Source organism: Micromonospora sp. LZ34, from assembly GCF_052981855.1.
The window spans coordinates 229917-254451 of the sequence record NZ_JBRIQN010000005.1; the positions used below are offsets into that span (position 1 = coordinate 229917).

A 24535-nucleotide genomic window follows, 5' to 3' on the forward strand; every position below is an offset into this window, starting at 1 on the left:
CCCACCGGTCCAGGTCGCATGCTGCGGTTGAGTGCTCACCGATCGTCAACGCAGCGCCGAGCGCGGTCGGCCCGCCACGCCGGGGTGGTGGCCGCCGCGCCCCGACCCCGGGGAGAGCCATGGTCATGTTCCGCCGACTCCGGATCCCCTGGGCCGCCCGCCTCGGCGCCGCCGCCGGCGCGCCGGCCACCGTTCCGGCGGCCCGGACCGCCGAGCCGGTCGCCCCCGCGCCGGCCAGCCTCGACCCGGCCGCGGTGCCGCGCTGCTTCGGCCCGGTGCCGAACCACACCGGCAGTCCCCGCCCGGTGCCCGCCGCCGACGGTCGGGTGACCGCGGGCACCGGCATCCGCAAGTTCGTCGACGCGCTGCCCGGCCTCGGCGCGCTGGACGCCAACGAGCTCGGGGCTCACCTGCCGGTGGCCACCCCGGACACCATCAGCTACCCGGGCTGCGACTACTACGAGATCGGCCTGCAGGAGTACGCCCAGCGCCTGCACCGGGACCTGCCGGCCACCCGGCTGCGCGGCTACCGGCAGCTCAACCTGGGCACCGACGCCGACGGGCACAACACCGTCGCGCCGCCGGAACGCCCCTGGCACCTCGGGCCCGTCGTGCTGGCCCGGCGGGGGCGGCCGGTGCGGATCAAATTCATCAACCAGCTCCCCACCGGCCGGGCGGGGGAGCTCTTCCTGCCGGTCGACCCGACCGTGTACGGGGCCGGCACCGGCCCGCTGGACGGCCCGGCGCCGTACCCGCAGAACCGGGCGGTGCTGCACCTGTCGGGCGCGCAGACCGCATGGATCTGCGCCGGGAACCCGTGGCAGTGGATCACTCCGGCCGGCGAGATCACCCCGTACCCGAGCGGAACCGGGCTGACCCACGTGCCGGACATGCCGCCGCCCGGGGCGGGCGCCACCACGCTCTACTACCCCAACGAGCAGAGCGGCCGGCTGCTCTGGTTCCACGACAACACCCTCGGCCTGGCCCGGCTGACCGTCTACTCCGGGCAGGTGGCGCTCTACCTGCTCACCGACCCGGCCGAGGAGCAGTTGGTCGCCGACGGGGTGCTGCCGGCCGAGCAGCTGCCGCTGGTGATCGAGGACAAGACGTTCGTGCCGGACGACACCCAGCTCGCCGGGGAGGACCCGACCTGGGACCGGGACCGCTGGGGCGCCCGGGGCAGCCTCTGGCACCCGCACGTCTACCAGCCCCGGCAGAACCCGTACCGGGCCGGCGGGACGAACCCGACCGGCCGGTGGGACTACGGACCGTGGTCGCGTACCGCCGAGGTGGCCGGGCCGGTCGGCGGCGCGCCCGCCGGGATCGACGGTCCGCACCCCGGCCCGGAGCCGGTGCCGAATCCGCGCCACGACCCGGTGACCGACCCGACGGAGCCCCCGTGGACGCCCGGCGTGCCGCACCCGTCGGCGGTGCCGGAGATGTTCGGCGACACCATGCTGGTCAACGGCGTCGCCTACCCCTACCTGACGGTGGCGCCCCGCACCTACCGGTTCCGGATCCTCAACGCCTGCCTGGACCGCAGCCTCAACCTGGCCCTCTACCGGGCCCGGTCGGACGGCCCGATGTGGGCGGCCGACGGCAGCCTGGCCGACGCCGACGCCGGCGAGGTGCCGATGGTGGAGGCGGTCCGGGCGCCGGACCGGCCGGCCGGCTGGCCGACCGACGGGCGCGACGGCGGGATGCCCGACCCGGCCGCGGCCGGCCCGGAACTGGTCCAGATCGGCAACGAGTGCGGGCTGCTGCCGGCGCCGGTGGTGATCCCGAACCGGCCGGTGGGCTACCGGTACGACCGGCGCGACCCCACCGTGCTCAACGTCGACGGGCACGCCCTGCTGCTCGCCCCCGGCGAGCGCGCCGACGTGCTGGTCGACTTCTCCGCCGTCGCCCCGGGCAGCACGCTGATCCTCTACAACGACGGTCCGACCCCGTTGCCCGGCTTCGACCCCCGCTACGACCACCACACCGGCGGTCCGGACCGCACCGCCGAGGGCGGCGGCCCGCCCACCCGCCCCGGGTACGGCCCGAACACCCGCACGCTGCTCCAGTTCCGGGTGTCCGGCACGCCTGCCCCCCGGTACGACCTGGCCCGTTTGCGCGACCGGCTGCCCCGGGCGTACGCGGCCAGCCAGCGGCCGCCGATCGTGCCGCAGCCCGGCCACGACGCCGCCTTCGGCACCCGCACCGACCGGGCGACCCTGGTCCCGGTGCACGCCACCACGGTCACGTTCACCCCGGCCGGGGCGGCCGCCCCGGTGACCCTGCCACTCGCCGTCAAGACGGTGCAGCAGGTCTTCGAGCCCGGGTACGGCCGGCTGGCCGGGCGGCTCGGCGTCGGGCACCCGCACGCCGGCCCGCTCGCCCCCGCCGCCCTGCCGCTCGACCCGACCGACCCGCCCACCGAGATCCTCTTTGCCGCCGACCCGGCGGTCGGCGTCGGCTCCCCCGCCGACGGCACCCAGCTCTGGCGGATCAGCGGGCACGCCCGGCAGTCCCAGCCGGTGCAGTTCGACGGCTGCGACGTGCAGGTGGTCAACCGGGTCGGCTGGGACGGCACGGTACGGCCGGCGGAGGCGGCCGAGCTGGGCTGGAAGCAGATCGTGCGGGTGGATCCCCGGGAGGACGTGATCGTCGCCCTGCGGCCGGTGGCCCCCGCCCTGCCGTTCAAGATCGGCGACAGCGTACGGCTGCTCGATCCGGCCCGGCCGGCCGGGGCCCGGACCGGCTCGACCCCGGTGAGCCCGGTCGACGGGCGCCCGGCGATGGTGTTGAACCACCTGGTCAACCTGGGCTGGGAGTACCGCTGGCACAGCCGGATGGCCGGGCACCGCGACCAGGGCATGAGCCGGCCGCTGGTGCTGCGGGTCGCGCCGAAGGCGCCCACCGGGCTGACCGCCACCCCGGCCCCCGGCTCGGCCACCGCGCTGCCGGCGATCGCGCTGGCCTGGACCGGCAACGGCAGCCGTCCCCCGGCCACCAGCCACCTGCTCCAGCGGGCCACCGACGCCGCCTTCAGCGACGGGCTCACCGAGATCACCGTGGCGGCCACCGCCACCCGGTACACCGACGCCACCGTCACGCCGGGGGTGACCTACCACTACCGGATCCGCGCCGAGAACGCGGTCAGCTGCTCCGCCTGGTCGAACAGCGTGCCCGCCGCGGTGCGGCTCACCGCCCCGGCCGGGCTGACCGCGGCGATCCCGCCGGCCGCACCGCTGCGGATCGCGCTGCGCTGGGCCAACCGCTCCTTCGCCACCGGCATCGACGTGCAGCGGGCCACCAACCCGACGTTCACCAGCGGGCCGGGCACCACCGCGATCGGGGTCGGCGAGAACCACCTGGACGCCGCCGTCGCCGCGGACACCACGTACTACTACCGGGTGCGCACGACATATCTGGGCGCCGCCTCACCCTGGTCGACGGTGGCCACGGTGACCACTCCGCCGGTGCCGGGCAGGCCGACCGCGGTGAGCGTCACCGCCACCGCGCCCGGCCCGGACACCGCCACGGTGATCGTGGGCTGGGCGGCCAGCACCCCGACCGGGCCCGGCGCCGGGTTCATCGTGCAGCGGGCACTGGACGGGGCGTTCAGCCGGGAGGTGGCCACCTTCACGGTCACCGGCCGGGGGTTCACCAACACCGGCCTGGCCCGCGGGGTCACCTACCACTACCGGATCCGCTCGTTCAACGTCGTCGGCAGTTCCCCGTTCACCACCCCGGTCGCGGTCACCACGCCGGAGTGACCGGCCGGCTCAGGGCGCGCGCAGCGGGGTGTTGACAGTGCGCAGCTCGGCCAGCGCCGCGGCCACGCCGTGCAGCAGGTCGGTCGCCTCGGTCAGCCGGGCGGCGGCCGGGTGCTCGGCGCTCGGCCGGGCGTCCTCGGCGACGTAGCCGGCGGCGGCCACCACCAGCCGCTCGTACGCGGCGACGCCGCTGTCCAGCTGGGCGGTGAGCGCCCGGTGCGCCTCGGCCAGCGGCGGCCGGGCGTCGACCGGGGCGAGCCGCAGCGCGCGCTCCACGCTGGCCACCCGGTTGGCGAGGTCACGCAGGGAGCGGTCGGCCGCGGCCGCCTCCAGCACGGCCGGCTCGGCGAGACCGGTCAGCCGGGGCGCCATGCCGGCCAGGGTCAGCGCGGCCCGGTCCAGCCGGGCCCACGGCTCGGCGGCGCTGGTGCCGCGCAGCGCCACCCGGGAGCGGACCCGGCGTACCTCGGCGAGGACGCCCGGGCCGACCGGGAGCCGTTCCACCGCGGCGACCAGCCGGGCCCGGGACCGGGCGGCGGCCTCGGCCGGGTCGAGCGGCGGGGGCGCCGGGCGGGCGGCCAGCGCGCGCAGGTCGACCCAGCGCCAGGCGGCGAGGGCCACCGCGCTGCCCGCGCCGGCGGCCCAGGCCGCGTCGGGCAGCCCCAGCCCGGCGTACGGGGTGAGCACCGCCGCGGCGCCGCCGAGCCCTCCGGCCAGCACGCTCCATCGGCGGGCGGACCGCCGCAGCCGGCCGAGCCGCCGGAAGTACCGCGTACGCTCGTCTGCCACCTGTGCCTCCTCGACCGGGCCGCTCAGCCGGCGGCGGTGGTGTCCCCGGTGCCGCGCTCCCGGCTCACGCTGGACCGGATCTCGTCGAGCCGGGCGGCGGCCGCCGCGTCCGCGGCCGGCGCGGCCGGTTCGGCGCGGGGCACGGCGGGCCGCTCCTGCTGGGCGCCGAGTTGCTCACCGGCCATGCTGGCACGGATCTGCTCCAGCCGGGCCGATCCGGCCGAGTCCAGGGTCGCCTTCTGGATCTCCAGCATCCGGCCTTCGACGGAGTTGCCGGCCAGTTCGGCGCGGCCCATCGCGGTGGCGTAGCGCCGCTCGATCCGGTCGCGCACCTCGTCGAGTGTCGGGGTGGTGCCGGACGCGGTCAGCGCCGACATCGACTCCAGCGACTGGGCGACGCTCTCCTGCATCTTGGCCTGCTCCAGCTGGCTGAGCAGCTTGGTGCGCTCGGCGAGCTTCTGCTGGAGGATCATCGAGTTGTTCTCCACCGCCTTGCGCGCCTGCGCCGCGGCCCCGAGCGCCTGGTCGTGCAGGGTCTTCAGGTCCTCGGTGGCCTGCTCGGCGGAGACCAGCTGGCTGGCGAGGGTCTGCGCGGACTGCTCGTAGCGCCCGGCCTCGGTCTCGTCGCCCCGGGCCCGGGCCTGGTCGGCGAGGACCAGGGCCTGCCGGGCGTTGGCCTGCAACCGCTCGACCTCGGACATCTGGCGGGAGAGCTTCATCTCCAGCTGGCGCTGGTTGCCGATCACCGCGGCGGCCTGCTGGACGAGCGCCTGGTGCTGGCGCTGCGCCTCCTCGATGGCCTGCTGGATCTGCACCTTGGGATCGGCGTGCTCGTCGATCTTGGCGCCGAAGAGCGCCATCAGGTACTTCCAACCCTTGACGAACGGGTTCGCCATCTCCGCGGTATCCCCTCAGTCGCGTCGCTCCGCCGCGCCGTGCCGGACGGCCCGACGATCCCGGCGCGGCGATGGCACCATCGTCCCAGCCGGACGCCACCCCGGCATCCGTACCGGCCAGCGGGCAACGCCGACACCGTCCGCGATCAACCCTACGCGGCGCGGGCCACGGGTGGCCACGGAGCGCGGCGGGTGGAGATCAGGCGGCGCAGACCACGTCGCGGTCGGCCGGGCGGACCCGGGTGCTGCGCAGCGTGGCCTTGAGCGGGGAGTCCTGGTGGACCGAAACGGCGACCTTGCCGTCGGAGCTGACCTGGTGCACCGGCCGGTTGGTGGCCTTTCGCACGGCGGGCCGTCCCACCGGGGCCGACTCGACCGACTCGTCCTGCACCGGCACCAGCACGCCCGGCATCTGCTCGGCGAGCGCGACGGTGTCGCTGACCTCGCGCAGCAGCTCGGACAGGCGCGCGCCGAGCGCGTCGCAGATGGCGGCCAGCAGCTCGCTGGAGGGCTCCTTCTGGCCGCGCTCGATCTCGGAGAGATAGCCGAGGCTGACGTTGGCGGCGGAGGAGACCTCGCGCAGGGTGCGGTGCTGCCCCTGCCGGCGCGCCCGCAGTGCGTCACCGATCACCCGGCGTAGCAGGACCATCGCACCTCCCCCTGAGGGACACCTCTGTTCCACCCGGCCGCGGCCCGGCGCGGCGGACCGCGCCGGCCCCGAGCGCCGGAGCCTTCCCGCAACCGTACCCGTTGCCGGGCCCGGCGACATCCCACCCCGCCCGGGGATCGTCGGTTGTCCGCCTACCGCCGCCCCGCTCCGCTGTGCGGCGCCGCCCCTTCGACGGCCGGGTCGGCCTCGTGGACCCGGTCGGCGAGCAGCCGGAGCGCCTCGACCACCGCCGCGGACCGGATGTGGTCCCGGCCACCGTCGAGGTCGAGTTGCCGGACGGTGGTGCCGGACGGCCCGGCGACCGCCACGTAGACCAGCCCGACCGGCTTGCCGTCCTGCGGCTCCGGGCCGGCCACCCCGGTGGTGGCGAGGCCCCAGTCGGCGCGGCAGCGCCGCCGCCCGCCCTCGGCGAGCGCGGCCGCCACGTCCGGGTCGACCGGCCCGCGCTCGGCGAGCAGGCCGGCCGGCACCCCCGCCAGCTCGGACTTCAGCTCGGTCGCGTAGACCACCAGCCCGCCGCGGAACACCCCGCTCACCCCGGCGATCTCGACGATCGAGGCGGCCAGCAGGCCGCCGGTGAGCGACTCGACGGTGGCCAGCGTCTCCTCCCGCTCGGCCAGGCTGTGCACCACGGCCGCCGCCGGGCTGCCGACCGGCCGCTCCCCGTTCGCGTCGCTGCTCCGCATGTCCCCGATCCTTCCCCCCACCGTTCCCGATCAACCATGCCCCCCGGCCCCGTCGATCATGCCCCCGCCCACCGCCCGCCCTGGCCGTCGGGGTGGGGGTCAGGGGGTGCGGCGGAGGCGGAGGGCCTGGGCCACGTAGTCGAAGCCGGTGACGACGGTCACCGCCACCGCGGCGGCCATGATCCACGGGCCGACGGCGGTCAGCGCGGCCGGCATCGGCCAGAGGTACCAGGCGATGGCGAGGATCTGCAGCGCCGTCTTGATCTTGCCGCCGCGGCTGGCCGCGATCACGCCGCGGCGGATCACCCAGAACCGCAGCGCGGTGATGCCCAGCTCGCGGACGAGGATCACCACGGTCACCCACCAGGGCAGCCGGTCGTACCAGGAGAGCAGCAGCAGCGCGGCGCCGGTGAGCGCCTTGTCGGCGATCGGGTCGGCCACCTTGCCGACCGAGGTGACCAGGCCGAACCGGCGGGCGATCCAGCCGTCGACCAGGTCGGTCACCGAGGCGACGGCGAAGATCAGGCAGGCGGCCATCCGCCAGCCGGCGTTGCTCATCGCCGAGATGACCACGCTGGTCGCGAAGACCGGCACCAGCACCAGCCGCAGCGCGGTGAGCGCGTTGGCCGCGTTGAGCACCGGCACCCGGCCGACCACCGGGGCCGGCGTCGAGCCGGTCGCCCCGGTCACCGCCGCACCCCGCCCGGACCGCCGTGGCGTTCCCGGTACCGCACCACGTGGCCTCCCCGCTCCGTCCGGGCCCGCCGTCACCGTGCCGCGCCGGGCGCCGCCGAGATCATCTCATCCGGCACGGCGAGCAGGTCCACCCCTTCGGTGCCGGTGACGGTGGCCCGGACCAGGTCGCCGGGGCGCAGCGCGGCCAGGTCCACCCCGCCGCCGTCCGGGGCGACCAGGGTGGTCGAGCCGTCCACCTCCGGGGCCTGGTGGGCGGCGCGGCCCTCGACCACGCCGTCCTCGACCGAGTCGACCAGCACCTCGACGGTGGAACCCAGCCGCTCCTCGGCCCGCTGCGAGCAGAGCTCGTCGGCGAGCGCGGTGAGCCGGTCGTAGCGGCGCTTGACGGTGGCGGCGGAGACCTTGCCGGACAGCCCGGCGGCCTCGGTGCCGTCCTCGTCGCTGTAGTCGAACACGCCGATCGCGTCGAGCCGGGCCGCGGTCAGGAACCGGACCAGCTCGTCGACGTCGGCGCGGGTCTCGCCGGGGAAGCCGACGATGAAGTTGCTCCGCGCGCCCGCCTCGGGGGCCAGCGCCCGGGCACCGTCCAGCAGCTCCAGGAAGCGGTCGGTGGAGCCGAAGCGCCGCATCCGGCGCAGCACCGGCTCGCTGGAGTGCTGGAACGACAGGTCGAAGTAGGGCGCCACGCCGGGCGTGGTGGCGATCGCCTCGATCAGGCCGGGCCGGGTCTCGGCCGGCTGGAGGTAGCTCGCCCGCACCCGGACGATGCCGTCGATCGCGGCGAGCTGCGGCAGCAGCTTCTCCAGCGCCCGCGGGTCGCCCAGGTCCTTGCCGTACGAGGTGGAGTTCTCGCTGACCAGCACCAGCTCGCGGACGCCGGTCTTGGCCAGCCACTCCGCCTCGGCGAGCAGCTCGTCCGGGGTACGCGAGACGAACGCGCCGCGGAACGCCGGGATGGCGCAGAACGCGCAGCGGCGGTCGCAGCCGCTGGCCAGCTTCAGCGAGGCGACCGGGCCGGTGTCCAGCCGCCGGCGCAGCACCTGGCGCAGGTGGGCCGGGGTGTGCTCGTCGGTCTCGACGGCGGTGCGGGCCGGGGTGCCGTGGCCCGGCAGCGACACCGCCGCGGCGCGCCGCTTCACCGGGGTCAGCGGGAGCAGCTCGCGCCGGTCCCGCGGGGTGTGCGCGGCGACCTGCTCGCCGGCGAGCACCGCGTCCAGCCGGGCGGCGATGTCCGGGTAGTCGTCGAAGCTGAGCACCGCCTGCGCCTCGGGCAGGCTGTCGGCCAGCTCACGGCCGTACCGCTCGGCCATGCAGCCGGCGGCGACCACCTTCGCCCCGGTGTCGGCCGCGGCGAGCAGCGTCTGGATCGAATCCTGCTTGGCCTTCTCCACGAAGCCGCAGGTGTTCACGACCACCACGTCGGCGCCCTCGCCGTCGGTGGTCACCTGCCAGCCGTCGGCGTGCAGCCGGGCGGCCAGCTCCTCCGAGTCGACCTCGTTGCGGGCGCAGCCCAACGTCAGCAGGGCGACCCGGCGGCCGTCTGGGGAAGGGGAGGTGGCAGACACCATCCGAGGGTACCGGGCCGGGCCGGCGTCCCCGCCGTCGGCGGGCCGCCGGCAGTCGGCCGGCTCACATCCGCCCGGTCCGGCCGCGGCCAGCGCGCCGCGCCGACCGGGCGCACGTCCGTGCGGTCAGGCGGCGGCCGCGGCGCCGACCCGGACCAGCCGGTCGAGCAGGAAGACCTCGGTGCCGGCCAGGCCGACCGAGCAGAAGACCGACACCTGGTCCGCGCCGGTCCGGCCGGCGGCGGCGCCGGCCAGCACCGCGCCCAGGTCGACCAGCCGGTCGGCGTACGGCGGGTGGGCGGCGAGCATCGGCGGGGCGTACGCGTGCGCCTGCGCCGGCGAGTCGGTGACCAGCAGGTCGGCGACGTCCAGCAGGTCGGTGCCGAACTCCGCCCGGTCGCGCTGCTTGAAGCCCACCGCGTTGACGTGGGTGCCGGGGCGCAGGTTGGCGGCGTCGAGCACCGGCGTCGGGCTGGTGGTGGCGAGCACCACCACGTCCCGGTCACGCACGGCGGCCCGGGCCGAGTCCACCGCCCGGGCCCGAACGCCCAGCTCGGCGCGGACCCGGGCGGCGAACGCCTCCCGGCGGGCGGCGGAGCGGCTGTGCACGGTCACTTCGCGCAGCGGGCGCACCGCGGCGGCGGCCCACACCTGGGTCCAGGCCTGCCGGCCGGAGCCGACCACGCCCAGGGTGGCGGCGTCGGGCCGGGCCAGCGCGTCCACCGCGACCCCGCCCAGTCCCCCGGTACGCCGGGAGCCCAGCTCCTCGCCGACGGCGACCGCCCGCACCGCCCCGGTACGCCCGTCGTGCAGCACCACCACCTGCTCCGACTCGGGGTGACCGAAGGTGTCGTACGACCGGAAGCCGTACCACTCGCCGGTCAGGTGGCCCGCGGTCAGCACCATCCGGCCGCCGCCCAGCGGCGCGGCCGCCCGGGGCGGGGCCACCAGACGACCCGCGTACGCGGCCCGCAGGGCGTCCCGCATGGCGTCCACCGTCGCGGCGGCGTCCAGCGCGGCGGCGACCTCCCGGTCGGAGAAGAGCAGCGTCATGAGCCAATCCTGCAAGTTGAAGTGAAGTTCAGGTCAACGGACGGTGGTCCGGCTCACCCTTCCCTACCCACCGCCGCCCGGTGCTAGCCTCGGCGCCGGTGGCCCCGTGCGGGCCGCCCCGGACGAGTGGTGGGCGTACCCGGTCAGGCCAAGACGCCCCGCGTGACGTACAGACTCGACTCGTCCCGGCCCCCGACGGTCCGGGCGGACCCGGTGAGGTGCACTTCGATGGCCTGGATCGTGCTAGTCATCTCCGGACTGCTGGAGACGGCCTGGGCGGTGGCCCTGGACCGCAGCGCGGGCTTCACCCGCCTCGTCCCGTCGCTGGTCTTCGTCGTCGCTCTGGTGCTCAGCATGCTCGGGCTGGCGTACGCGCTGCGCGAGATCCCGGTCGGCACCGGCTACGCGATCTGGGTCGGCATCGGCGCGGCCGGCACCGCCCTGGTCGGGATGCTGGCGCTGAACGAACCGGCCAGCCTGCCCCGGATCGCCTGCCTGGGGCTGGTCATCGCCGGCGTGGTCGGGCTGAAGATCTTCCACTGAGTTCCGGCGCGCCGAAGTGCCCGAGGCGTGCCGAACGCCCACAGTGGGTAGTGATCGGCTGGCATCGCAGGCTCTCACCGACGGAGGCAGATATGGCCGACATGCACAGCACCGCCCGCCCGCGCAGCAACGCCGCCCGCATCTGCACCATCCTGGGCTTCGTGTTCGCGGTTCTCGCGCTCCTGCTCAACCCGATCATCTTCGGCATCCTCGGCGTCATCCTCGGCGTGGTCGGCGCGGTGCTCGGCGACAAGCCGCTCGGCTGGTACGCCGCCGTCGCCAGCGTGGTCGGCGCGGTGATCGGCCTCGTGCTGGTGGCCGCGATCGTCAACAACTGACCGCACCGCTCCCCCGACGCGACGGGCCCGCCGCACCCCGGCGGGCCCGTCCGTGTCTTCCTGAGGGTCGGCCGGGTACGCCCCGGCGCTCACCGGCTCAGCCGGCGTCGGCGACGCCCCGGTCGGCGACGATCACCCGGTGGCCGTCGGGGTCGCGGACGACCGCCATCCGCTCACCCCAGGGCTGCGCCGCCGGTTCCGCCAGCACGGTCACCCCGGCCGCGCGCAGCCGGTCGACCGCGGCGTCGCAGTTTCGTACGTACACCCAGAGCGCGACCCGGTCGTCGGGCGGCGGCCCCGGCTCCGCCTGGCGCCCGATGCCGAGCTGACCGGCGCCGAAGCTCAGCGAGACGTACTCCGGCTCGCCCGTGTCGGGGAAGCGGTAGCTGACCGTCCCGCCGAGCAGGTCCCGGTAGAAGCCGAGGGCGGCCGGCAGGTCCGCGGCGGTGAGGATCGGAAACAGCTCCTCCGCCAGCGGGTCACTCACCGCCGCGCAGGCCGGCCAGGACCTCCTCCAGCTCGTCCGGCTTGACCAGCACATCGCGGGCCTTGGAACCCTCGGACGGCCCGACCACGCCCCGGGTCTCCATCAGGTCCATCAGCCGGCCCGCCTTGGCGAAGCCGACCCGCAGCTTGCGCTGCAGCATCGAGGTCGAGCCGAACTGCGAGGTGACCACCAGTTCGATCGCCTGCACCAACAGGTCGAGGTCGTCGCCGATGTCCTCGTCGATCTTCTTCTTGCTGTCCTGCGCGACGGTCAGCACGTCCGGGCGGAACTCCGGCTCGCGCTGGTCCTTGCAGAACTTCACCACGTCGGCGATCTCGCGCTCGGTGACCCAGGCGCCCTGGATCCGGATGGGCTTCGAGGCGCCCATCGGCAGGAACAGCCCGTCTCCCCGGCCGAGCAGCTTCTCCGCCCCCGGCTGGTCGAGGATGACCCGGCTGTCGGCCAGCGAGGAGGTGGCGAACGCGAGCCGGGACGGCACGTTCGCCTTGATCAGGCCGGTGACCACGTCCACCGACGGGCGCTGGGTGGCCAGCACCAGGTGGATGCCGGCGGCCCGGGCCAGCTGGGTGATCCGGACGATCGAGTCCTCCACGTCGCGCGGGGCGACCATCATCAGGTCGGCCAGCTCGTCCACGATCACCAGCAGGTACGGGTACGGCCGCAGCTCCCGCTCGCTGCCCGGCGGTGCCTTGATCTCGCCGTTGCGCACCTTGCGGTTGAAGTCGTCGATGTGCCGGACCCCGTTGGCGGCGAGGTCGTCGTAGCGCATGTCCATCTCGCGGACGACCCACTCCAGCGAGTCGGCCGCCTTCTTCGCGTTGGTCACGATCGGGGTGACCAGGTGCGGGATGCCCTCGTAGCCGGTCATCTCGACGCGCTTCGGGTCGACCAGCAGCAGCCGCACCTCGTCCGGGGTGGCCCGGGTGAGGATCGACACCAGCAGCGAGTTCAGGCAGGAGGACTTGCCCGCGCCGGTGGCGCCGGCGATCAGGATGTGCGGCATCTTGGCCAGGTTGGCCACCACGTAGCCGCCCTCGATGTCCTTGCCGAGCGCGACCACCATCGGGTGGTGGTCGCTGGTGGCGGCCCGCGAGCGCAGCACGTCGCCGAGCGCGACGTTCTCCGGGTCGGTGTTCGGGATCTCCACGCCGACCGCGCTCTTGCCCGGGATCGGGCTCAGGATCCGCACGTCCGGCGACTTCACCGCGTACGCGATGTTGCGGGAGAGCTGGGTGATCCGCTCGACCTTCACGCCGTGGCCCAGCTCGACCTCGTAGCGGGTGACGGTCGGGCCGCGGGTGAAGCCGGTGACCGCGGCGTCCACGTCGAACTGCTCGAAGACGCCGGTGAGCGCGGCGATCACCTCGTCGTTCGCCTTGCTCCGCTTCTTCGGGGCCGCGCCGCTGCTGAGCATGTTCGCCGGCGGCAGCGTGTAGTCGCCGGCCAGCCCGGTCAGCGCCAACTGCTCGGCCCGGGTGGGCGCGGGCGAGTGCTCCGGCGGCTCGACCGGCTTGCGGGTCGCCGGCACCTTGGCCGGCGCCTTGCGCGGCAGCACGATGGTGTCCTGCAGGTCCACGCCGTCGTCGAGGTCGTCGAAGTCGTCCGGGTCCACCGGCGGCATCCGCTTCGCGGAACGCCTGCGGGCGGGCGCGGCGCGGGCCTCGGTCTCCTCCGCCGCGTCCTCGGCGGCGGGCGCGCCGGTCACCGCGCCGGCCAGCAGCCCGAGCCGCTCGGGGATCTTGTTGATCGGCGTGGCGGTGACCACCAGCAGGCCGAAGACCAGCAGCAGGATCAGCAGCGGCACCGCGACCCAGGCGGTGACCGCCCGCTCCAGCAGGCTGCCCACCCCGGCGCCGACCAGCCCGCCGGCGAAGTCGCGCTGGACCTCGTCGACCGGCTCCTGCCCGATGTGCAGCAGCGCGGCCGTGGCCACCAGCAGCGAGCCCCAGCCGACCAGCCCGCGACCGCGGTGCTCCGGGTCGACCGGCTGCCGCATCAGCCGCCAGGCGCCGATCATCAGCAGCACCGGGACCACGATGGCGATCGCGCCGAGGAAGAGCCGGACCGTGTCGGCCACCCGCTCGCCGACCGGGCCGGCCGCGGAGAACCAGATCCCCACCGCGCTGAGCAGGGCGAGCCCGAAGACCAGCAGGCCGGCGCCGTCGCGACGGTGCTCGGGATCGAGGTCCCGGGCCGTGGCGGCCTGCCGGCCGGCCGCGCGCACCGCCCAGCCGACGCCGTGCGCCAGCCCCATCCACAGTGCACCGACGGCCCGGCCGACGTAGACCGCCGGACCCGGACGGGCGGCCGCGGTGCGGCGCCGGGCGGGCGCGCGGGTCTTCTTCGCCGGTTGGCGGGCACGGCTGTTCGTTGTGCCGCGCGGCGACGCGCCGCGCCGCCGGCTCGCCTGAGAGGTACGGCCCGCCATAGCATCAACTTAACGGCGTGACCCGGCAGATCGCCGCTTTTCCGGGTCGTGTCCGCGCGTCGCAGCACGGACCTCGCCGTCCGCCGTGATATTCGCCTCTGAAGGGATGCCCCATGGCGTCGCCGGAAATCGAGGACGGTCCGGACGGCCCCCTGGCCGGACATCCCCGGGAACTGCGACCTTTGACCGGTGAGCTGATCGCCGCGGTGCTGGCCAGCCGGGGCTACGTCGTCCAGCGCGACCCGGACGGCGACCTGGTCGGCCGCTGGGACGACAGCCTGATCTGGTTCCTACGCCTGGGCCCCGCCGGGGAGTTGCTCCAGGTCCGCACCGTCGCCGCCCCCACCTTCTCCATCGAGCACGTCCCCGCGCTGTACGCGTTCTGCAACGGCTGGAACCACGACCGGCTCTGGCCCAAGGCATTCGTGCACGTGGAGGACGACGGCCGGGCCCGAATCTGCGGCGAGGTGATCGCCGATCTGGAACGCGGCGTCACCCCGCACCAGCTGGACCAGTTGCTCGACTGCGGCATCGCCACCGGCTGCCAGCTCGCCGCCGAGGTACACCGGCTGCCCGGCGCGGTGGTGCCATGAGCGAGCCACCCGGCCCGGCCGACCCTGCGCTGGCCGACGCGCTCGTCGACGCCGGGGACCTGCCCGACGGCGAGGCCCGGACCGCCGAGCTGGAACGGATCGCCGCGCACGCGGACGCGGCCGGGGCCGACCGGACGGCGGTGGCCGCCCGGTTCGCGCTGGTCGAGGCGTACCTGCTGGACGGGGAGCGGTGGCGGCTGGTGGAACCGGTGCGCCGCTGCCTGGCCGCCGTCGACCGCCAGCCTGACCTGCTCCCGGCGGCCGACGCCGAGCTGCTGCTGCGCTACCAGCGCTACGCGGTGGAGGCGCTGCTCGGCACGCCCCGGATCGGGCTGGACCAGGCCCGGTCCATGCTGGACGACCTGGCCGCCCGGACGGCTCCCGCGGACGGGGACGCCGCGGTGGTCGCGGAGCTGCGCTGCCGGATCGCCGACCACCTGGGCGACGAGCCCACCGCCCGCCGGTGGTACGACCGGTGGGCGGCCGCCGCGCCCGGGCCGGCCGACGGCTGCCCCGGCTGCGCCCCGGCCCGCCGGGCCGAGCTGCTCGCCGGCTGGGGCGACTGGCGGGCCGCGCTGGACGCGCTGCGGGCCCCGCTCGACGGCCCGGTCGCCTGCACCGAGCAGCCGGAGCGGGCACTCGCCGCGGCACTGCTGCCCTGGCTGCGGGCCGGGGAGCCGGAGCAGGCCGGGCAGGCGCACGTGCGGGCGTACCGGCGGCACCGGCGGGAACCCGCCGCCTTCCCGTACCTCTCGGCGCACCTGCGGTTCTGCGCGCTGGGCGGGCACCTCGGCCGGGGGCTGGACATCCTCGCCGAGCAGTTGCCCCGGCTGGACCGCCCGGCCGACGACCTGTCCGCGATGGAGTTCGCCGCCGCCGGGGCGCTGGTCTGCGCACTCGCCGTCGAGGCGGGGCTGGGCGGCCGGACGCTGCACCGCCCCGCCGCCGGGCCGCGGCCGGCCGCCGAGCTGGACGTCGAGACGCTGGGGCACACCCTGCTCGGCACCGCCACCCGGCTGGCCGGCAGCTTCGACGCCCGCAACGGCACCGGCCACCAGTCCGGCCGGATCGCCTCCTGGCTGGCCGAGCGGCCGCTGGCCGCCCCGGTTCCGCTGCCCGTCGACGACGCGCCGGACGACCTCGACGACCCGCTCGACGACGACGCCGGGCCGGCGGAGCTGGAACCGGCGCCGCTGACCCAGGCCATGATCATGGCCGCGCTGGACCGGCGGGGTGACCACTACCAGGTGGACGACGGCGGCACGGTGGTCGGCCGGTGGGGCGCGGCGGTGATCCAGTTCCGGCAGGCCGGAGAGCGCGGGGAGATCCTGCATGTGCGGGTGGTCGCGGCGCGCCGGCTGCCGGCCGGCCGGCTCGCCGAGGCGTACGCGTTCTGCAACGCCTGGAACCACGACCGGCTGCTGCCGAAGGCGTACGTGCACGATCTCGGCGGTGAGCTGGCGCTGGCCGGCGACGTCAGCACCGACCTGGCGCACGGGGTGGCACCGGCCCAGCTCGCCGTGCTGCTGGACGCGGCCGTGCGCACCGGCGTCGGGTACGCCGAGGCGGTCGCCGAGCTGCCCTGACGCGCGAACGGCTTCGCCGGTTGCGATGACGACGTCCACCGACCGCCATCCGACAGCAGCGCAACCCGATCGCCGGCGCAGGAGTGACTCCCCCGTCAACCGCGCTGACCCCTGGGAGTCCACGATGACCCGCCTCCACCGCACCGGCACCGTCGCCACCGCCGCTACCGCCCTGCTGGCCCTGTCCACCCTCTGCCCGCCCGCCGCCACGGCCCACGCCCCCGCACCGAACCCGGGGGCGGGGACCGCGCCGCCCCTGGACGAGGCGCCGGTCATCTCCGCCCGGGGCGACCTCGTCTTCCTCGGCGGCGATCCGTGGCGGCCCGCGGGGCCCCTGGCCGTCACCGTCACCAACCGGGGAACGGCACCGGCGAAGGGCTACTTCGTGCTGCACCTGCCCTCCGGAGTGGAGCTGACGTCGGGCGGGGACTGCGCGGCCGCCCCGGAGCCCCGCGCCTACCGCTGCGCCGGCGCCGAGCTGGCGGCCGGCGGCAGCCGCACCTACCGGCTGACGGTGACGTCGACGGCGGCCGAGCCGGTCTTCGGCGTCGCCGCGTGGGGCACGGTCGCCGGCCAGGAGGCCAGCGGCGCCACCGATCGGTCCGCCGAGTTCCGGGTCAACTGGCCGGACCGGACGTCGCTGCGGCTGCGCGCCACCGCCGGCCAGGTCGACGGCGGGGCGGCCACGGTGACGGTCCGGGTGACGAACACCGGCAGCTTCGCCATCGGCGGCTACTCGCTGAACGTCACCACCCCCGATGGCGTGCGGGTGACCGCCCCGGCGTGCTCGGAGAGCGGCCGGATGGCCGGCGTGGGCTGCGAACTCCTGCGGCCCGGGACGCTCAGGGCGGGCGCCACGGACACCTTCCGGGTGCGCCTGACGGTCCGTGGCGGCGAGCGCACGGTCCGGCTGTACCTGGCCCCGGTCGACCGGTACACGAACAAGGACACCTCGGTCACCCTGCGGTTGGCCGGTGGCGTGGGGGGCGGCGCCACCACCCCGCCGTCGGCCGACCCGACCGGCACGCCGACCCCGACGGCACCGGCCGAGGAGCCGGGGCAGCTGCCCCGCACCGGCCCGGCCGGCGGCACGTACGCCCTGGTCGGCGCGGCGCTGCTGGCCCTCGGGGCGGGGCTGCTGCTGCTCCGCCGCCGCCTCCGGCGGAGCTGACCGGCGGCGTCACCGGACGCCGTACCCCGGCCCGGGCCGGTCGCCGACATGCACGGGGATGTCGGCGGCCGGCCCGCTCGGGTGTCACGCCGGTCAGCCGGCGGAGAACGCCAGGGTGTAGTCGCCGGAGCCGCGCAGCGCGGTCACCCGGTAGCGGTAGGCCCCGGCCGGGCCGTCCACCGTCAACCGGCCCGCCTCCCCGTCGGCGTCGGCACGGGCCACGGTCCGCCAGCCGGCGCCGGTCCAACGCTGGAGGGTGAGCGCGAACCCGGCCCCGTCCGGGGCGTCCAGGCAGGCCCGCTGCGGGCCGGCCGGGGCGCGGAACCAGCGGCCGTCCGGCTGGGTCTGGGTCCGCCCGACGGCCAAGGAGCCGGTGCGGGTGACCTGGCCGGTGCAGTCGGCGCCCCCGTCGGCCGGCGGGGGCGGCGGCGGGGTGCTGGCGGCCGGCGGCTCGGCCGGCGCGGTGGGTGCCGGCGCCTCGCCGCCGTCGGCGGTGACCAGGGTCAGCCGGTTGGCGGCGAGGATCTCGTTGACCGGCTGGAAGAAGGTGACCCCGCCCCGGGTGCAGTCGCCGGAGCCACCGGAGGTGACGCCCTGCGCCTGGTCGCCGGAGAGCCAGGCGCCGCCCGAGTCGCCCGGCTCGGCACAGACGTTGGTGAGGGTCAGCCCGGTGACCGTGCCCTCCGGGTAGTTGACCGTGGCGTTGCGGGCCTGGATCACCCCGCAGCGGGTGCCGGTCGTCGAGCCGGACCGGCAGATCGACGCCCCGATCGGCGCCTCCTGCGAGCCGGCCACCGGCACCGTGCCGCCGTTGAAGTCGTTCACCACGCCCTGCGGCGTCCAGTCGTCGTTCACCTCGACGAACGCCCAGTCGTCACCGGGGAAGGACGAGGCGCGGAAGGTGCCCTGGGCGACCCGGTTCGATCCGGTGGTGCGGTCCCCCGGCCGGCCGCAGTGTCCGGCGGTGACGAATCCGCCGACCACCGAGAAGCCGACCGAGCAGCGGCCGGCGTTGTTGATGAAGTACGCGTCCCCGCCGCGTACGTCGAACAGCAGGCGGGGCGCCTCGGCTGCGGTCCGCACCCGGACCGCCCCCGCCGGTGCCCCGCTCGCCGCGGCGAACCGCCGGCCGGCCGCCTCGGCCCCCGGCTGGGCGAGCACCACCACGCTGTTGTCGGCCACGTCGACGTACCAGCCGGCCACGTCCGGGCTGGCCTGGCCGCCGGCCCGGTCCAGCCGGCGCTTGACCGCGTCCAGCTCGCCGACGCCCCGGGCCACCTGCTTCGGCACCGCACCGGCGGCGCGCACCCGGTCGGCCCCGGCCGGATCGGCGACCGCCACGGTCAGCTGGCGGCCGTCCGCGCTGAGCCAGCTGCCGCCGTAGTCGGTGCCGAGTTCGGCGCGGAGCCGGGCCACCGCGCCGGCGGCCCGGCGTTCGCTGCGCAGCCGGTCGACCACCTGCTCCGGGCTGAGCGACAGGTCGCGGCGCATCGCGTCGACCACCTCCGGGGCGACCCCGGCGGTGGCCGCCGCATCGCCCGTCCGGTCGGCCGGTGGGGCGGTGCCCTCCCCGGCCAGCGCCGGCAGGGTCACCGCCGCCGCCGCTCCCGCCGTCGCCACCAGGACGCCGATGGCTGTCATCCGTCTGCGGTCCATCCGCCACGCTCCTCCCGGCCGGCGCGGGGTACGCCTGCCTGGGACGGAGTACGGAAGCGGGCGACGGACGGTTGAACAATCGATCGAAAACTATTCCATGGGGACGGATCGCGCCGTTAACGCCGACGGCGCCCGCCCGCACGCGGGGTGCGGACGGGCGCCGGAGCGTACGGCTCAGACCTCGACGACGGTGGGGACGATCATCGGCCGCCGACGGTACGCGTCGTTGACCCACCGCCCCACGGTGCGCCGGACGATCTGCTGGAGCTGGTGCGGGTCGGTGATGCCGTCCGCCGCGGCCCGGTTCAGCGCCTCGGTGACCAGCGGGATCACCGGGTTGAACGCCTCCGGGTCCTCGGAGAAGCCCTTCGCGGAGAGGGTCGGGCCGCCGACCACCTTGCCGGTGACCGAGTCGACCACCACGGTGGTGGCGATGAAGCCGCCGTCGCCGAGGATCCGCCGCTCGGTGAGCAGCGACTCGCTGACGTCGCCGACGGCGAGGCCGTCGACGTAGACGTAGCGGCTCTTCACGTGCCCGACCAGGCTGGCCCGCCCCTCGACCAGGTCGACCACGTCGCCGTCCTCGCAGAGCACCACCCGGTCCGCCGCCACCCCGGACTCGATGCCGAGCCGGGCGTGCGCGCGCAGGTGGCGCCACTCGCCGTGCACCGGCATCAGGTTGCTGGGCCGGACCACGTTGAGCAGGTAGAGCAGCTCACCGGCGGGCGCGTGGCCGGAGACGTGCACCTTGGCCACGTCCTTGTGCACCACCACCGCCCCGGCCCGGGCCAGCCGGTTGATCACCCGGTAGACCGAGGTCTCGTTTCCGGGCACCAGCGAGGAGGCGAGCACGACGGTGTCGCCGGGGGCGATGGTGATGTGCCGGTGGTCGCCGCTGGCCATCCGGCCCAGCGCGCTCATCGGCTCGCCCTGCGAGCCGGTGGACATCAGCACGATCTGCTCCGGCGGCAGCGTGGTCGCCTCCTCGATCCCGATGACCAGGCCGGCCGGGATGTTGAGCAGCCCCAGGTCGCGGGCGATGCCCATGTTGCGGACCATGGACCGGCCGATCAGCGCGACCTTGCGGCCGTGCTCGGCGGCGGAGTCGAAGACCTGCTGCACCCGGTGCACGTGCGAGGCGAACGAGGCCACGATGATCCGGCCGGTGGCCTTGGCGAAGATCGAGTCGAGCACCGGCCCGATCTCCCGCTCCGGGGTGACGAAGCCGGGGATCTCCGCGTTGGTGGAGTCGGAGAGCAGCAGGTCCACGCCCTCGGCACCGAGGCGGGCGAACCCGGCCAGGTCGGTGATCCGGCCGTCCAGCGGGAGCTGGTCCATCTTGAAGTCGCCGGTGTGCAGCACCAGGCCGGCCGGGGTGCGGATGGCCACCGCGAGCGCGTCCGGGATCGAGTGGTTCACCGCGAAGAACTCGCACTCGAACGGGCCGAGCCGCTCCCGGCCGCCCTCCCGCACGGTCAGCGTGTACGGCTGGATCCGCCGCTCGGCGAGCTTCGCCTCGACCAGGGCGAGGGTGAACTGCGAGCCGACCAGCGGGATGTCCGGCTTGTGGGCGAGCAGGTAGGGCACCGCGCCGATGTGGTCCTCGTGGCCGTGGGTGAGCACGATCGCCTGCACGTCGGCGAGCCGGTCCAGGATCGGGCCGAAGTCGGGCAGGATCAGGTCGACGCCGGGCTGCTCCACGTCCGGGAACAGCACTCCGCAGTCGACGATCAGCAGCTTGCCGTCGTACTCGAAGACGGTCATGTTCCGACCGATGGCGCCGAGCCCGCCGAGCGGGATGATCCGCAGTCCACCCTCCGGCAGCGGCGGGGGAAGTTCCGCCGCGATGTGCGCCTCGGTCACGCGTCCACCTCATTCTGCGACGCCGTCATCCGGCGTCCGTCGTGTCGTTCGGTCATTCGGGTAGTTCCAGGCCCGCCGCCGCGCAGTCCGCGCGCAGCTGGGCGAGTTCGTCGTCGGTGGCGTCCACCAGCGGCGGGCGGACCGGGCCGGCGGGCAGGCCCTTGGCCGCGAGACCCGCCTTCACCAGGATCACGCCCTGGGTGCGGAAGATGCCGGTGTACAGCGGCAGCAGCCGCCGGTGCAGCTCCAGCGCCGTACGGGTGTCCCCCGCGTCGTACGCCTCGATCATCCGCTTGGTCAGCGCGCCGGTGAAGTGGGTCGAGGTGCCGACCACGCCGACGGCGCCGACGGCCAGCGCGGGCAGGGTGAGCGAGTCCTCGCCGCTGTAGAAGGCGAGGTTGGTGCGGCTGGTCACCCAACTCGTGGCGGTCAGGTCGCCCTTGGCGTCCTTGACCGCGACGATCCGGCCGTGCTCGGCGAGGCGCACCATCGTCTCGGTGGCGATCGGCACGCCCGCGCGGTGCGGGATGTCGTAGAGCATCATCGGCAGGCCGGTGGCGTCCGCGACGGCGGTGAAGTGGCGCAGCAGGCCGCTCTGCGGCGGCTTGTTGTAGTACGGCGTCACCACCAGCAGGCCGTTCGCGCCGGCCTTCTCGGCGGCGGCGGCCAGCTCGATGGTGTGCCGGGTGTCGTTGGTGCCCACCCCGGCCACCACCTTGGCCCGGTCGCCGACGGCCTCCACCACGACCCGGATCAGGCGCTCCTTCTCCGCGTCGGTGGTGGTCGGCGACTCGCCGGTGGTGCCGTTGACCACCAGCGCGTCGTTGCCCTGCTTGTCGACCAGGTGGTTCGCCAGCCGCGCGGCGCCGTCGAGGTCGAGCGAGCCGTCGGCGGTGAACGGGGTCACCATGGCCGTGAGCACTCGCCCGAACGGGCGGGACACCGCCCGGTCGAGGGTGTCAGGGTGGTCGTGCGTCATGCCATCCAACCTAGCGGACGAGCAGCGGGCGCCCGCCGGGGAAGGGCTCAGGACAGCTCGGCGTGCGGGCTCGCCGCCACCTCGGTGCCGTCCGGCAGGGTCGAGATGACGAAGTCGGCGAAGACGTTCGGCGCGACCCGCTGCAACTGGCGCAGGCACTCCACCGCCAGCTCGCGGATCTCCACGTCGGCGTGCTCGGTGGCGCGCATCGCGATGAAGTGCCGCCAGGCCCGGTAGTTGCCGGTGACCACGATCCGGGTCTCGGTGGCGTTGGGCAGCACCGCGCGGGCGGCCTGCCGGGCCTGCTTGCGCCGCAGGGTGGCGTTCTCCACGTCGGCGAAGCGTCGCTCCAGCCCCTCCAGCAACTCGTTGTACGCCCGCACGCTCGCCTCGGCCGCCTCGACGAACCTCTTGTGCAGCTCCGGGTCCTCGGCGATCACCGCCGGCTCGACCATGGCGGCGTCCCGCTCCGGCACGTACCGCTGGGACAGCTGGGAGTACGAGAAGTGCCGGTGCCGGATCAGCTCGTGGGTGAACGACCGGGACACCCCGGTAAAGTAGAAGCTCACCGAGCCGTGCTCCAGCACCGAGAGGTGCCCGACCTCCAGGATGTGCGCCAGGTAGCCGGCGTTGGTGGCGGTGGCCGGGTTCGGCTTCTTCCAGCTCTGGTAGCAGGCCCGCCCGGCGAACTCGGCGAGGGCCTGGCCGCCGTCGGCGTCGGTCGACCACGGCACGTCGTCCGGCGCCTCGAAGTGGGTCCACGCGACGAGCTTCACCTGGGGCTGCACCATGTCCGGCATTCCTCGGACTGTAGTGGCGGGGCCCCGCCCCGCCCAAGTCAGGCTCGCCCGGTGCAACCTCGATCACCCGCCACCGGCGGTGGACCACCGCCCCCGGTCAGACGTAGAGCGAGGTGAACGGGGCCCAGGGCAGGTTGCGCAGCACCGAGAAGGCCAGCCAGACGGCCAGGAACCCGCCGATGACCTTCGGGCTGATCCGCAGCTCCGGCAGGCGCCAGCCGAACGCCTGCCGCCCCGCCCAGACGACGAAGAGGTAGGCCAGGAAGGGCAGCGCGAAGACGAAGAGGAAGTGGTGCCGCGCGGCGGCCGGCAGGTCGGCGTGCAGCACGTACCAGAGCGCGCGGGTGCCGCCGCAGCCGGGACAGTCCAGCCCGGTGGTCAGCTTCAACAGGCAGGTCGGCGCGGCGTCCGGCGCCGACCGGGTCGGGTCGCTGAGCAGCGTGTAGCCGATGCCGGCGGCGACGCAGCCGACCGCGGCCAGCGGCACCACCCAGCGGGGCGACCGGTCGTAGAGCCGGGTCACGAACCGGGTGAGCCGGTCGGGTTCGGCGACCGGGTAGGGCGGCACCTGATCCGCGGGCCACGCCGGGGCGGCCGGCGCGCCGGTCGGCGGCTGCGGCTGGCCGGCCGGTCCGTCAACGCTCGTCACGCCGCTCACCGTACACCGGCGACGCCCACCAGCGCGGCGGCGAGCGGGACGGCCAGGTCACCGGCGGTGGGCGGGGCCACCGCGTCCAGGCCGAGCCAGCCGGCGAGGCGGTGGAGCTCGGCGGCGAGCGCCAGCGCGGTCTCGCCCGGGTCGGCGCCCGGTTCCACCCAGGCGGCCGGCACCTGCAGCACGCCGGCCTTGCGGTCGGCCTTCAGGTCGACCCGGGCGGTGAAACGCTCCCCCTGCAGGAAGGGCAGCACGTAGTAGCCGTACACCCGCTGCGGCGCCGGCACGTAGATCTCGATGCGGTAGCTGAAGTCGAAGAGCCGTTCGGTGCGGGCGCGCTCCCAGACCAGCGGGTCGAACGGGCTGACCAGGGTGTTGCCGCGCACCCAGCGGGGCAGCCGCGCCTGGGCGTGCAGCCAGGCGGGCTGCCGCCAGCCCTGGACCGTGACCGGGGTCAGCTCGCCGGCCTCGACCAGCTCGGCGATCGCCTGCCGGGCGCCGGCCAGCGGGAGCCGGAAGTAGTCGCGCAGCTCCGGCTCGGCGGCCACCCCCAACGACCGGGCGGCGATCGCCACCAGCGTGCGGTAGGCCTCGGCGTCGGTCGGTGTCGGCGCGTCGAGCACGGCGGCGGGCAGCACCCGCTCGGGCAGGTCGTAGCGGCGGGCGAACGAGGTGGTGCGCTCGGCGGCGGTGACCTCGCCGGCCCAGAACAGGAACTCCAGGGCGCGCTTCACGGCCGACCAGTTCCAGCCCCAGTTGCCGGTCTCCCGGGGCGCGTCGTGCTCGATCTCGGCCGCGGTGAGCGGGCCCCGGGCGGCCACCTCGTCGCGCACCCAGGCGACCAGGCCGGGCTGCTCCTGGGCGATCCGGCGCATGCCGCCCCAGGAATCCGAGTGGGCGTTGGCCATCCGCCAGCGCAGCGCCGGGTGCAGCCCGACCGGCACCAGCGACGCCTCGTGCCCCCAGTATTCGAACAGCTCGCGAGGGCGGCGGTAGGCGGCGGTGTCGAGCAGCGCCGTCGGGTAGGGGCCGAGCCGGCTGTAGAGCGGCAGGTAGTGCGCGCGTTGCAGCACGTTGACCGAGTCCATCTGGATCAGCCCGACCCGGTCGAGCACCCGGCGCAGGTGCCGTCGGGTGGGCACCCCGGCGGGTCCGGGGTCGGCGAAGCCCTGGGCGGCGAGCGCCACCCGGCGGGCCTGGGCGAGCGAGAGCGATTCCGGTGCGGTCATCGTCGGCGAGGCTAATCCACGGGTACGACGCCGGAGCGGACGCTGGACCGATCGCCCGTGCCGGCATAGA

Annotated in this window: 21 protein-coding genes and 1 riboswitch; of the genes, 6 read left to right on the forward strand and 15 right to left on the reverse strand. The window is 75.4% G+C overall.

Annotated elements, in window-relative coordinates; genetic code table 11:
• The first annotated feature begins 119 nt into the window (after positions 1 to 119).
• A complete protein-coding gene (locus ACVCAH_RS08740; protein WP_447135536.1) occupies positions 120 to 3761 on the forward strand; it encodes a hypothetical protein in 3642 nt (1213 codons plus the stop codon).
• Positions 3762 to 3770: 9 nt separating this feature from the next.
• Here the strand turns inward: ACVCAH_RS08740 and pspM are convergent, their stop codons facing one another.
• From pspM to ACVCAH_RS08775, 7 genes are all read right to left on the reverse strand, one after another.
• Positions 3771 to 4550 (reverse strand): phage shock envelope stress response protein PspM, encoded by a 780-nt coding sequence (gene pspM, locus ACVCAH_RS08745; protein WP_447135537.1) that lies wholly within the window; start codon positions 4548 to 4550, stop codon positions 3771 to 3773.
• A gap of 23 nt (positions 4551 to 4573) precedes the next feature.
• Positions 4574 to 5446, reverse strand: coding sequence for a PspA/IM30 family protein (locus ACVCAH_RS08750; RefSeq protein WP_447135538.1), 873 nt, complete (start codon positions 5444 to 5446; stop codon positions 4574 to 4576).
• A 199-nt stretch (positions 5447 to 5645) separates the two neighbouring features.
• Positions 5646 to 6095 carry a helix-turn-helix domain-containing protein gene (locus tag ACVCAH_RS08755; RefSeq protein WP_447135539.1) on the reverse strand — a complete coding sequence of 150 codons (450 nt, stop codon included), beginning with the start codon at positions 6093 to 6095 and terminating at the stop codon, positions 5646 to 5648.
• Positions 6096 to 6247: 152 nt separating this feature from the next.
• Positions 6248 to 6802 carry a CinA family protein gene (locus tag ACVCAH_RS08760; RefSeq protein WP_447135540.1) on the reverse strand — a complete coding sequence of 185 codons (555 nt, stop codon included), beginning with the start codon at positions 6800 to 6802 and terminating at the stop codon, positions 6248 to 6250.
• A 99-nt stretch (positions 6803 to 6901) separates the two neighbouring features.
• Positions 6902 to 7492 (reverse strand): CDP-diacylglycerol--glycerol-3-phosphate 3-phosphatidyltransferase, encoded by a 591-nt coding sequence (pgsA, locus tag ACVCAH_RS08765; protein ID WP_447135541.1) that lies wholly within the window; start codon positions 7490 to 7492, stop codon positions 6902 to 6904.
• Positions 7493 to 7569: 77 nt separating this feature from the next.
• Positions 7570 to 9066, reverse strand: coding sequence for a 30S ribosomal protein S12 methylthiotransferase RimO (gene rimO / locus ACVCAH_RS08770; protein ID WP_447135542.1), 1497 nt, complete (start codon positions 9064 to 9066; stop codon positions 7570 to 7572).
• 123 nt (positions 9067 to 9189) lie between these two features.
• Entirely contained in the window at positions 9190 to 10116 is a 927-nt protein-coding gene (locus tag ACVCAH_RS08775; protein WP_447135543.1) for an ornithine cyclodeaminase family protein, read from the reverse strand.
• A 95-nt stretch (positions 10117 to 10211) separates the two neighbouring features.
• A riboswitch (guanidine-III (ykkC-III) riboswitch) is annotated at positions 10212 to 10279 on the forward strand.
• A gap of 65 nt (positions 10280 to 10344) precedes the next feature.
• Between ACVCAH_RS08775 and ACVCAH_RS08780 the strand changes: the two genes are divergently transcribed.
• On the forward strand, positions 10345 to 10659 hold the full coding sequence (locus ACVCAH_RS08780) for a DMT family transporter (RefSeq protein WP_447135544.1): 315 nt from the start codon (positions 10345 to 10347) through the stop codon (positions 10657 to 10659).
• A gap of 92 nt (positions 10660 to 10751) precedes the next feature.
• The gene (locus tag ACVCAH_RS08785; RefSeq protein WP_447135545.1) at positions 10752 to 10997 is read left to right on the forward strand and encodes a hypothetical protein; all 246 of its coding nucleotides are present in this window, start codon (positions 10752 to 10754) and stop codon (positions 10995 to 10997) included.
• 97 nt (positions 10998 to 11094) lie between these two features.
• On the opposite strand, the gene ACVCAH_RS08790 is transcribed toward ACVCAH_RS08785, so the two are convergent.
• Together ACVCAH_RS08790 and ACVCAH_RS08795 are read right to left on the reverse strand one after the other, a co-directional pair.
• Positions 11095 to 11484 carry a VOC family protein gene (locus ACVCAH_RS08790; RefSeq protein ID WP_447135546.1) on the reverse strand — a complete coding sequence of 130 codons (390 nt, stop codon included), beginning with the start codon at positions 11482 to 11484 and terminating at the stop codon, positions 11095 to 11097.
• On the reverse strand, positions 11477 to 13933 hold the full coding sequence (locus tag ACVCAH_RS08795; protein WP_447135547.1) for a DNA translocase FtsK: 2457 nt from the start codon (positions 13931 to 13933) through the stop codon (positions 11477 to 11479). Before ACVCAH_RS08795 ends, ACVCAH_RS08790 begins: the two co-directional genes overlap by 8 nt.
• A 113-nt stretch (positions 13934 to 14046) precedes the next feature.
• Between ACVCAH_RS08795 and ACVCAH_RS08800 the strand changes: the two genes are divergently transcribed.
• The 3 genes from ACVCAH_RS08800 (at position 14047) to ACVCAH_RS08810 (ending at position 17283) form a co-directional block, all read left to right on the forward strand.
• Entirely contained in the window at positions 14047 to 14526 is a 480-nt protein-coding gene (locus tag ACVCAH_RS08800) for a YbjN domain-containing protein (RefSeq protein ID WP_447135548.1), read from the forward strand.
• Positions 14523 to 16112: a YbjN domain-containing protein gene (locus ACVCAH_RS08805; protein WP_447135549.1), complete on the forward strand. Its 1590-nt coding sequence runs from the start codon at positions 14523 to 14525 to the stop codon at positions 16110 to 16112. The genes ACVCAH_RS08800 and ACVCAH_RS08805 overlap by 4 nt, the downstream gene beginning before the upstream one ends.
• Positions 16113 to 16236: 124 nt before the next feature.
• Positions 16237 to 17283, forward strand: coding sequence for an LPXTG cell wall anchor domain-containing protein (locus ACVCAH_RS08810; RefSeq protein ID WP_447135550.1), 1047 nt, complete (start codon positions 16237 to 16239; stop codon positions 17281 to 17283).
• Positions 17284 to 17376: 93 nt separating this feature from the next.
• Here ACVCAH_RS08810 and ACVCAH_RS08815 read toward each other — a convergent pair whose 3' ends face one another.
• The 6 genes from ACVCAH_RS08815 to ACVCAH_RS08840 all read right to left on the reverse strand — a co-directional run bounded on the left by ACVCAH_RS08815 (position 17377) and on the right by ACVCAH_RS08840 (position 24465).
• Positions 17377 to 18939 carry a S1 family peptidase gene (locus ACVCAH_RS08815; protein WP_447135551.1) on the reverse strand — a complete coding sequence of 521 codons (1563 nt, stop codon included), beginning with the start codon at positions 18937 to 18939 and terminating at the stop codon, positions 17377 to 17379.
• A gap of 174 nt (positions 18940 to 19113) precedes the next feature.
• Positions 19114 to 20802 (reverse strand): ribonuclease J, encoded by a 1689-nt coding sequence (locus ACVCAH_RS08820; protein ID WP_447135552.1) that lies wholly within the window; start codon positions 20800 to 20802, stop codon positions 19114 to 19116.
• 52 nt (positions 20803 to 20854) lie between these two features.
• Positions 20855 to 21781: a 4-hydroxy-tetrahydrodipicolinate synthase gene (dapA, locus tag ACVCAH_RS08825; RefSeq protein ID WP_447135553.1), complete on the reverse strand. Its 927-nt coding sequence runs from the start codon at positions 21779 to 21781 to the stop codon at positions 20855 to 20857.
• Between the two features lie 47 nt (positions 21782 to 21828).
• On the reverse strand, positions 21829 to 22572 hold the full coding sequence (gene thyX, locus ACVCAH_RS08830; protein WP_447135616.1) for an FAD-dependent thymidylate synthase: 744 nt from the start codon (positions 22570 to 22572) through the stop codon (positions 21829 to 21831).
• A gap of 106 nt (positions 22573 to 22678) precedes the next feature.
• The gene (locus tag ACVCAH_RS08835) at positions 22679 to 23239 is read right to left on the reverse strand and encodes a DUF2752 domain-containing protein (RefSeq protein ID WP_447135554.1); all 561 of its coding nucleotides are present in this window, start codon (positions 23237 to 23239) and stop codon (positions 22679 to 22681) included.
• On the reverse strand, positions 23236 to 24465 hold the full coding sequence (locus ACVCAH_RS08840) for a winged helix-turn-helix domain-containing protein (RefSeq protein ID WP_447135555.1): 1230 nt from the start codon (positions 24463 to 24465) through the stop codon (positions 23236 to 23238). Before ACVCAH_RS08840 ends, ACVCAH_RS08835 begins: the two co-directional genes overlap by 4 nt.
• Positions 24466 to 24535: the final 70 nt, after the last annotated feature.

Excerpts from the sequence above, each read along its gene's own strand:
- ACVCAH_RS08840 (WP_447135555.1), bottom strand. The coding sequence starts at position 24,465 with ATGACCGCACCGGAATCGCTCTCGCTCGCCCAGGCCCGCCGGGTGGCG.
- ACVCAH_RS08760 (WP_447135540.1), bottom strand. The coding sequence starts at position 6,802 with ATGCGGAGCAGCGACGCGAACGGGGAGCGGCCGGTCGGCAGCCCGGCG.
- ACVCAH_RS08800 (WP_447135548.1), top strand. The coding sequence starts at position 14,047 with ATGGCGTCGCCGGAAATCGAGGACGGTCCGGACGGCCCCCTGGCCGGA.
- thyX (WP_447135616.1), bottom strand. The coding sequence starts at position 22,572 with ATGGTGCAGCCCCAGGTGAAGCTCGTCGCGTGGACCCACTTCGAGGCG.
- ACVCAH_RS08780 (WP_447135544.1), top strand. The coding sequence starts at position 10,345 with ATGGCCTGGATCGTGCTAGTCATCTCCGGACTGCTGGAGACGGCCTGG.
- ACVCAH_RS08775 (WP_447135543.1), bottom strand. The coding sequence starts at position 10,116 with ATGACGCTGCTCTTCTCCGACCGGGAGGTCGCCGCCGCGCTGGACGCC.
- ACVCAH_RS08810 (WP_447135550.1), top strand. The coding sequence starts at position 16,237 with ATGACCCGCCTCCACCGCACCGGCACCGTCGCCACCGCCGCTACCGCC.
- ACVCAH_RS08740 (WP_447135536.1), top strand. The coding sequence starts at position 120 with ATGGTCATGTTCCGCCGACTCCGGATCCCCTGGGCCGCCCGCCTCGGC.
- ACVCAH_RS08755 (WP_447135539.1), bottom strand. The coding sequence starts at position 6,095 with ATGGTCCTGCTACGCCGGGTGATCGGTGACGCACTGCGGGCGCGCCGG.
- ACVCAH_RS08750 (WP_447135538.1), bottom strand. The coding sequence starts at position 5,446 with ATGGCGAACCCGTTCGTCAAGGGTTGGAAGTACCTGATGGCGCTCTTC.
- ACVCAH_RS08815 (WP_447135551.1), bottom strand. The coding sequence starts at position 18,939 with ATGGACCGCAGACGGATGACAGCCATCGGCGTCCTGGTGGCGACGGCG.
- ACVCAH_RS08785 (WP_447135545.1), top strand. The coding sequence starts at position 10,752 with ATGGCCGACATGCACAGCACCGCCCGCCCGCGCAGCAACGCCGCCCGC.
- rimO (WP_447135542.1), bottom strand. The coding sequence starts at position 9,066 with ATGGTGTCTGCCACCTCCCCTTCCCCAGACGGCCGCCGGGTCGCCCTG.
- ACVCAH_RS08805 (WP_447135549.1), top strand. The coding sequence starts at position 14,523 with ATGAGCGAGCCACCCGGCCCGGCCGACCCTGCGCTGGCCGACGCGCTC.
- dapA (WP_447135553.1), bottom strand. The coding sequence starts at position 21,781 with ATGACGCACGACCACCCTGACACCCTCGACCGGGCGGTGTCCCGCCCG.
- ACVCAH_RS08795 (WP_447135547.1), bottom strand. The coding sequence starts at position 13,933 with ATGGCGGGCCGTACCTCTCAGGCGAGCCGGCGGCGCGGCGCGTCGCCG.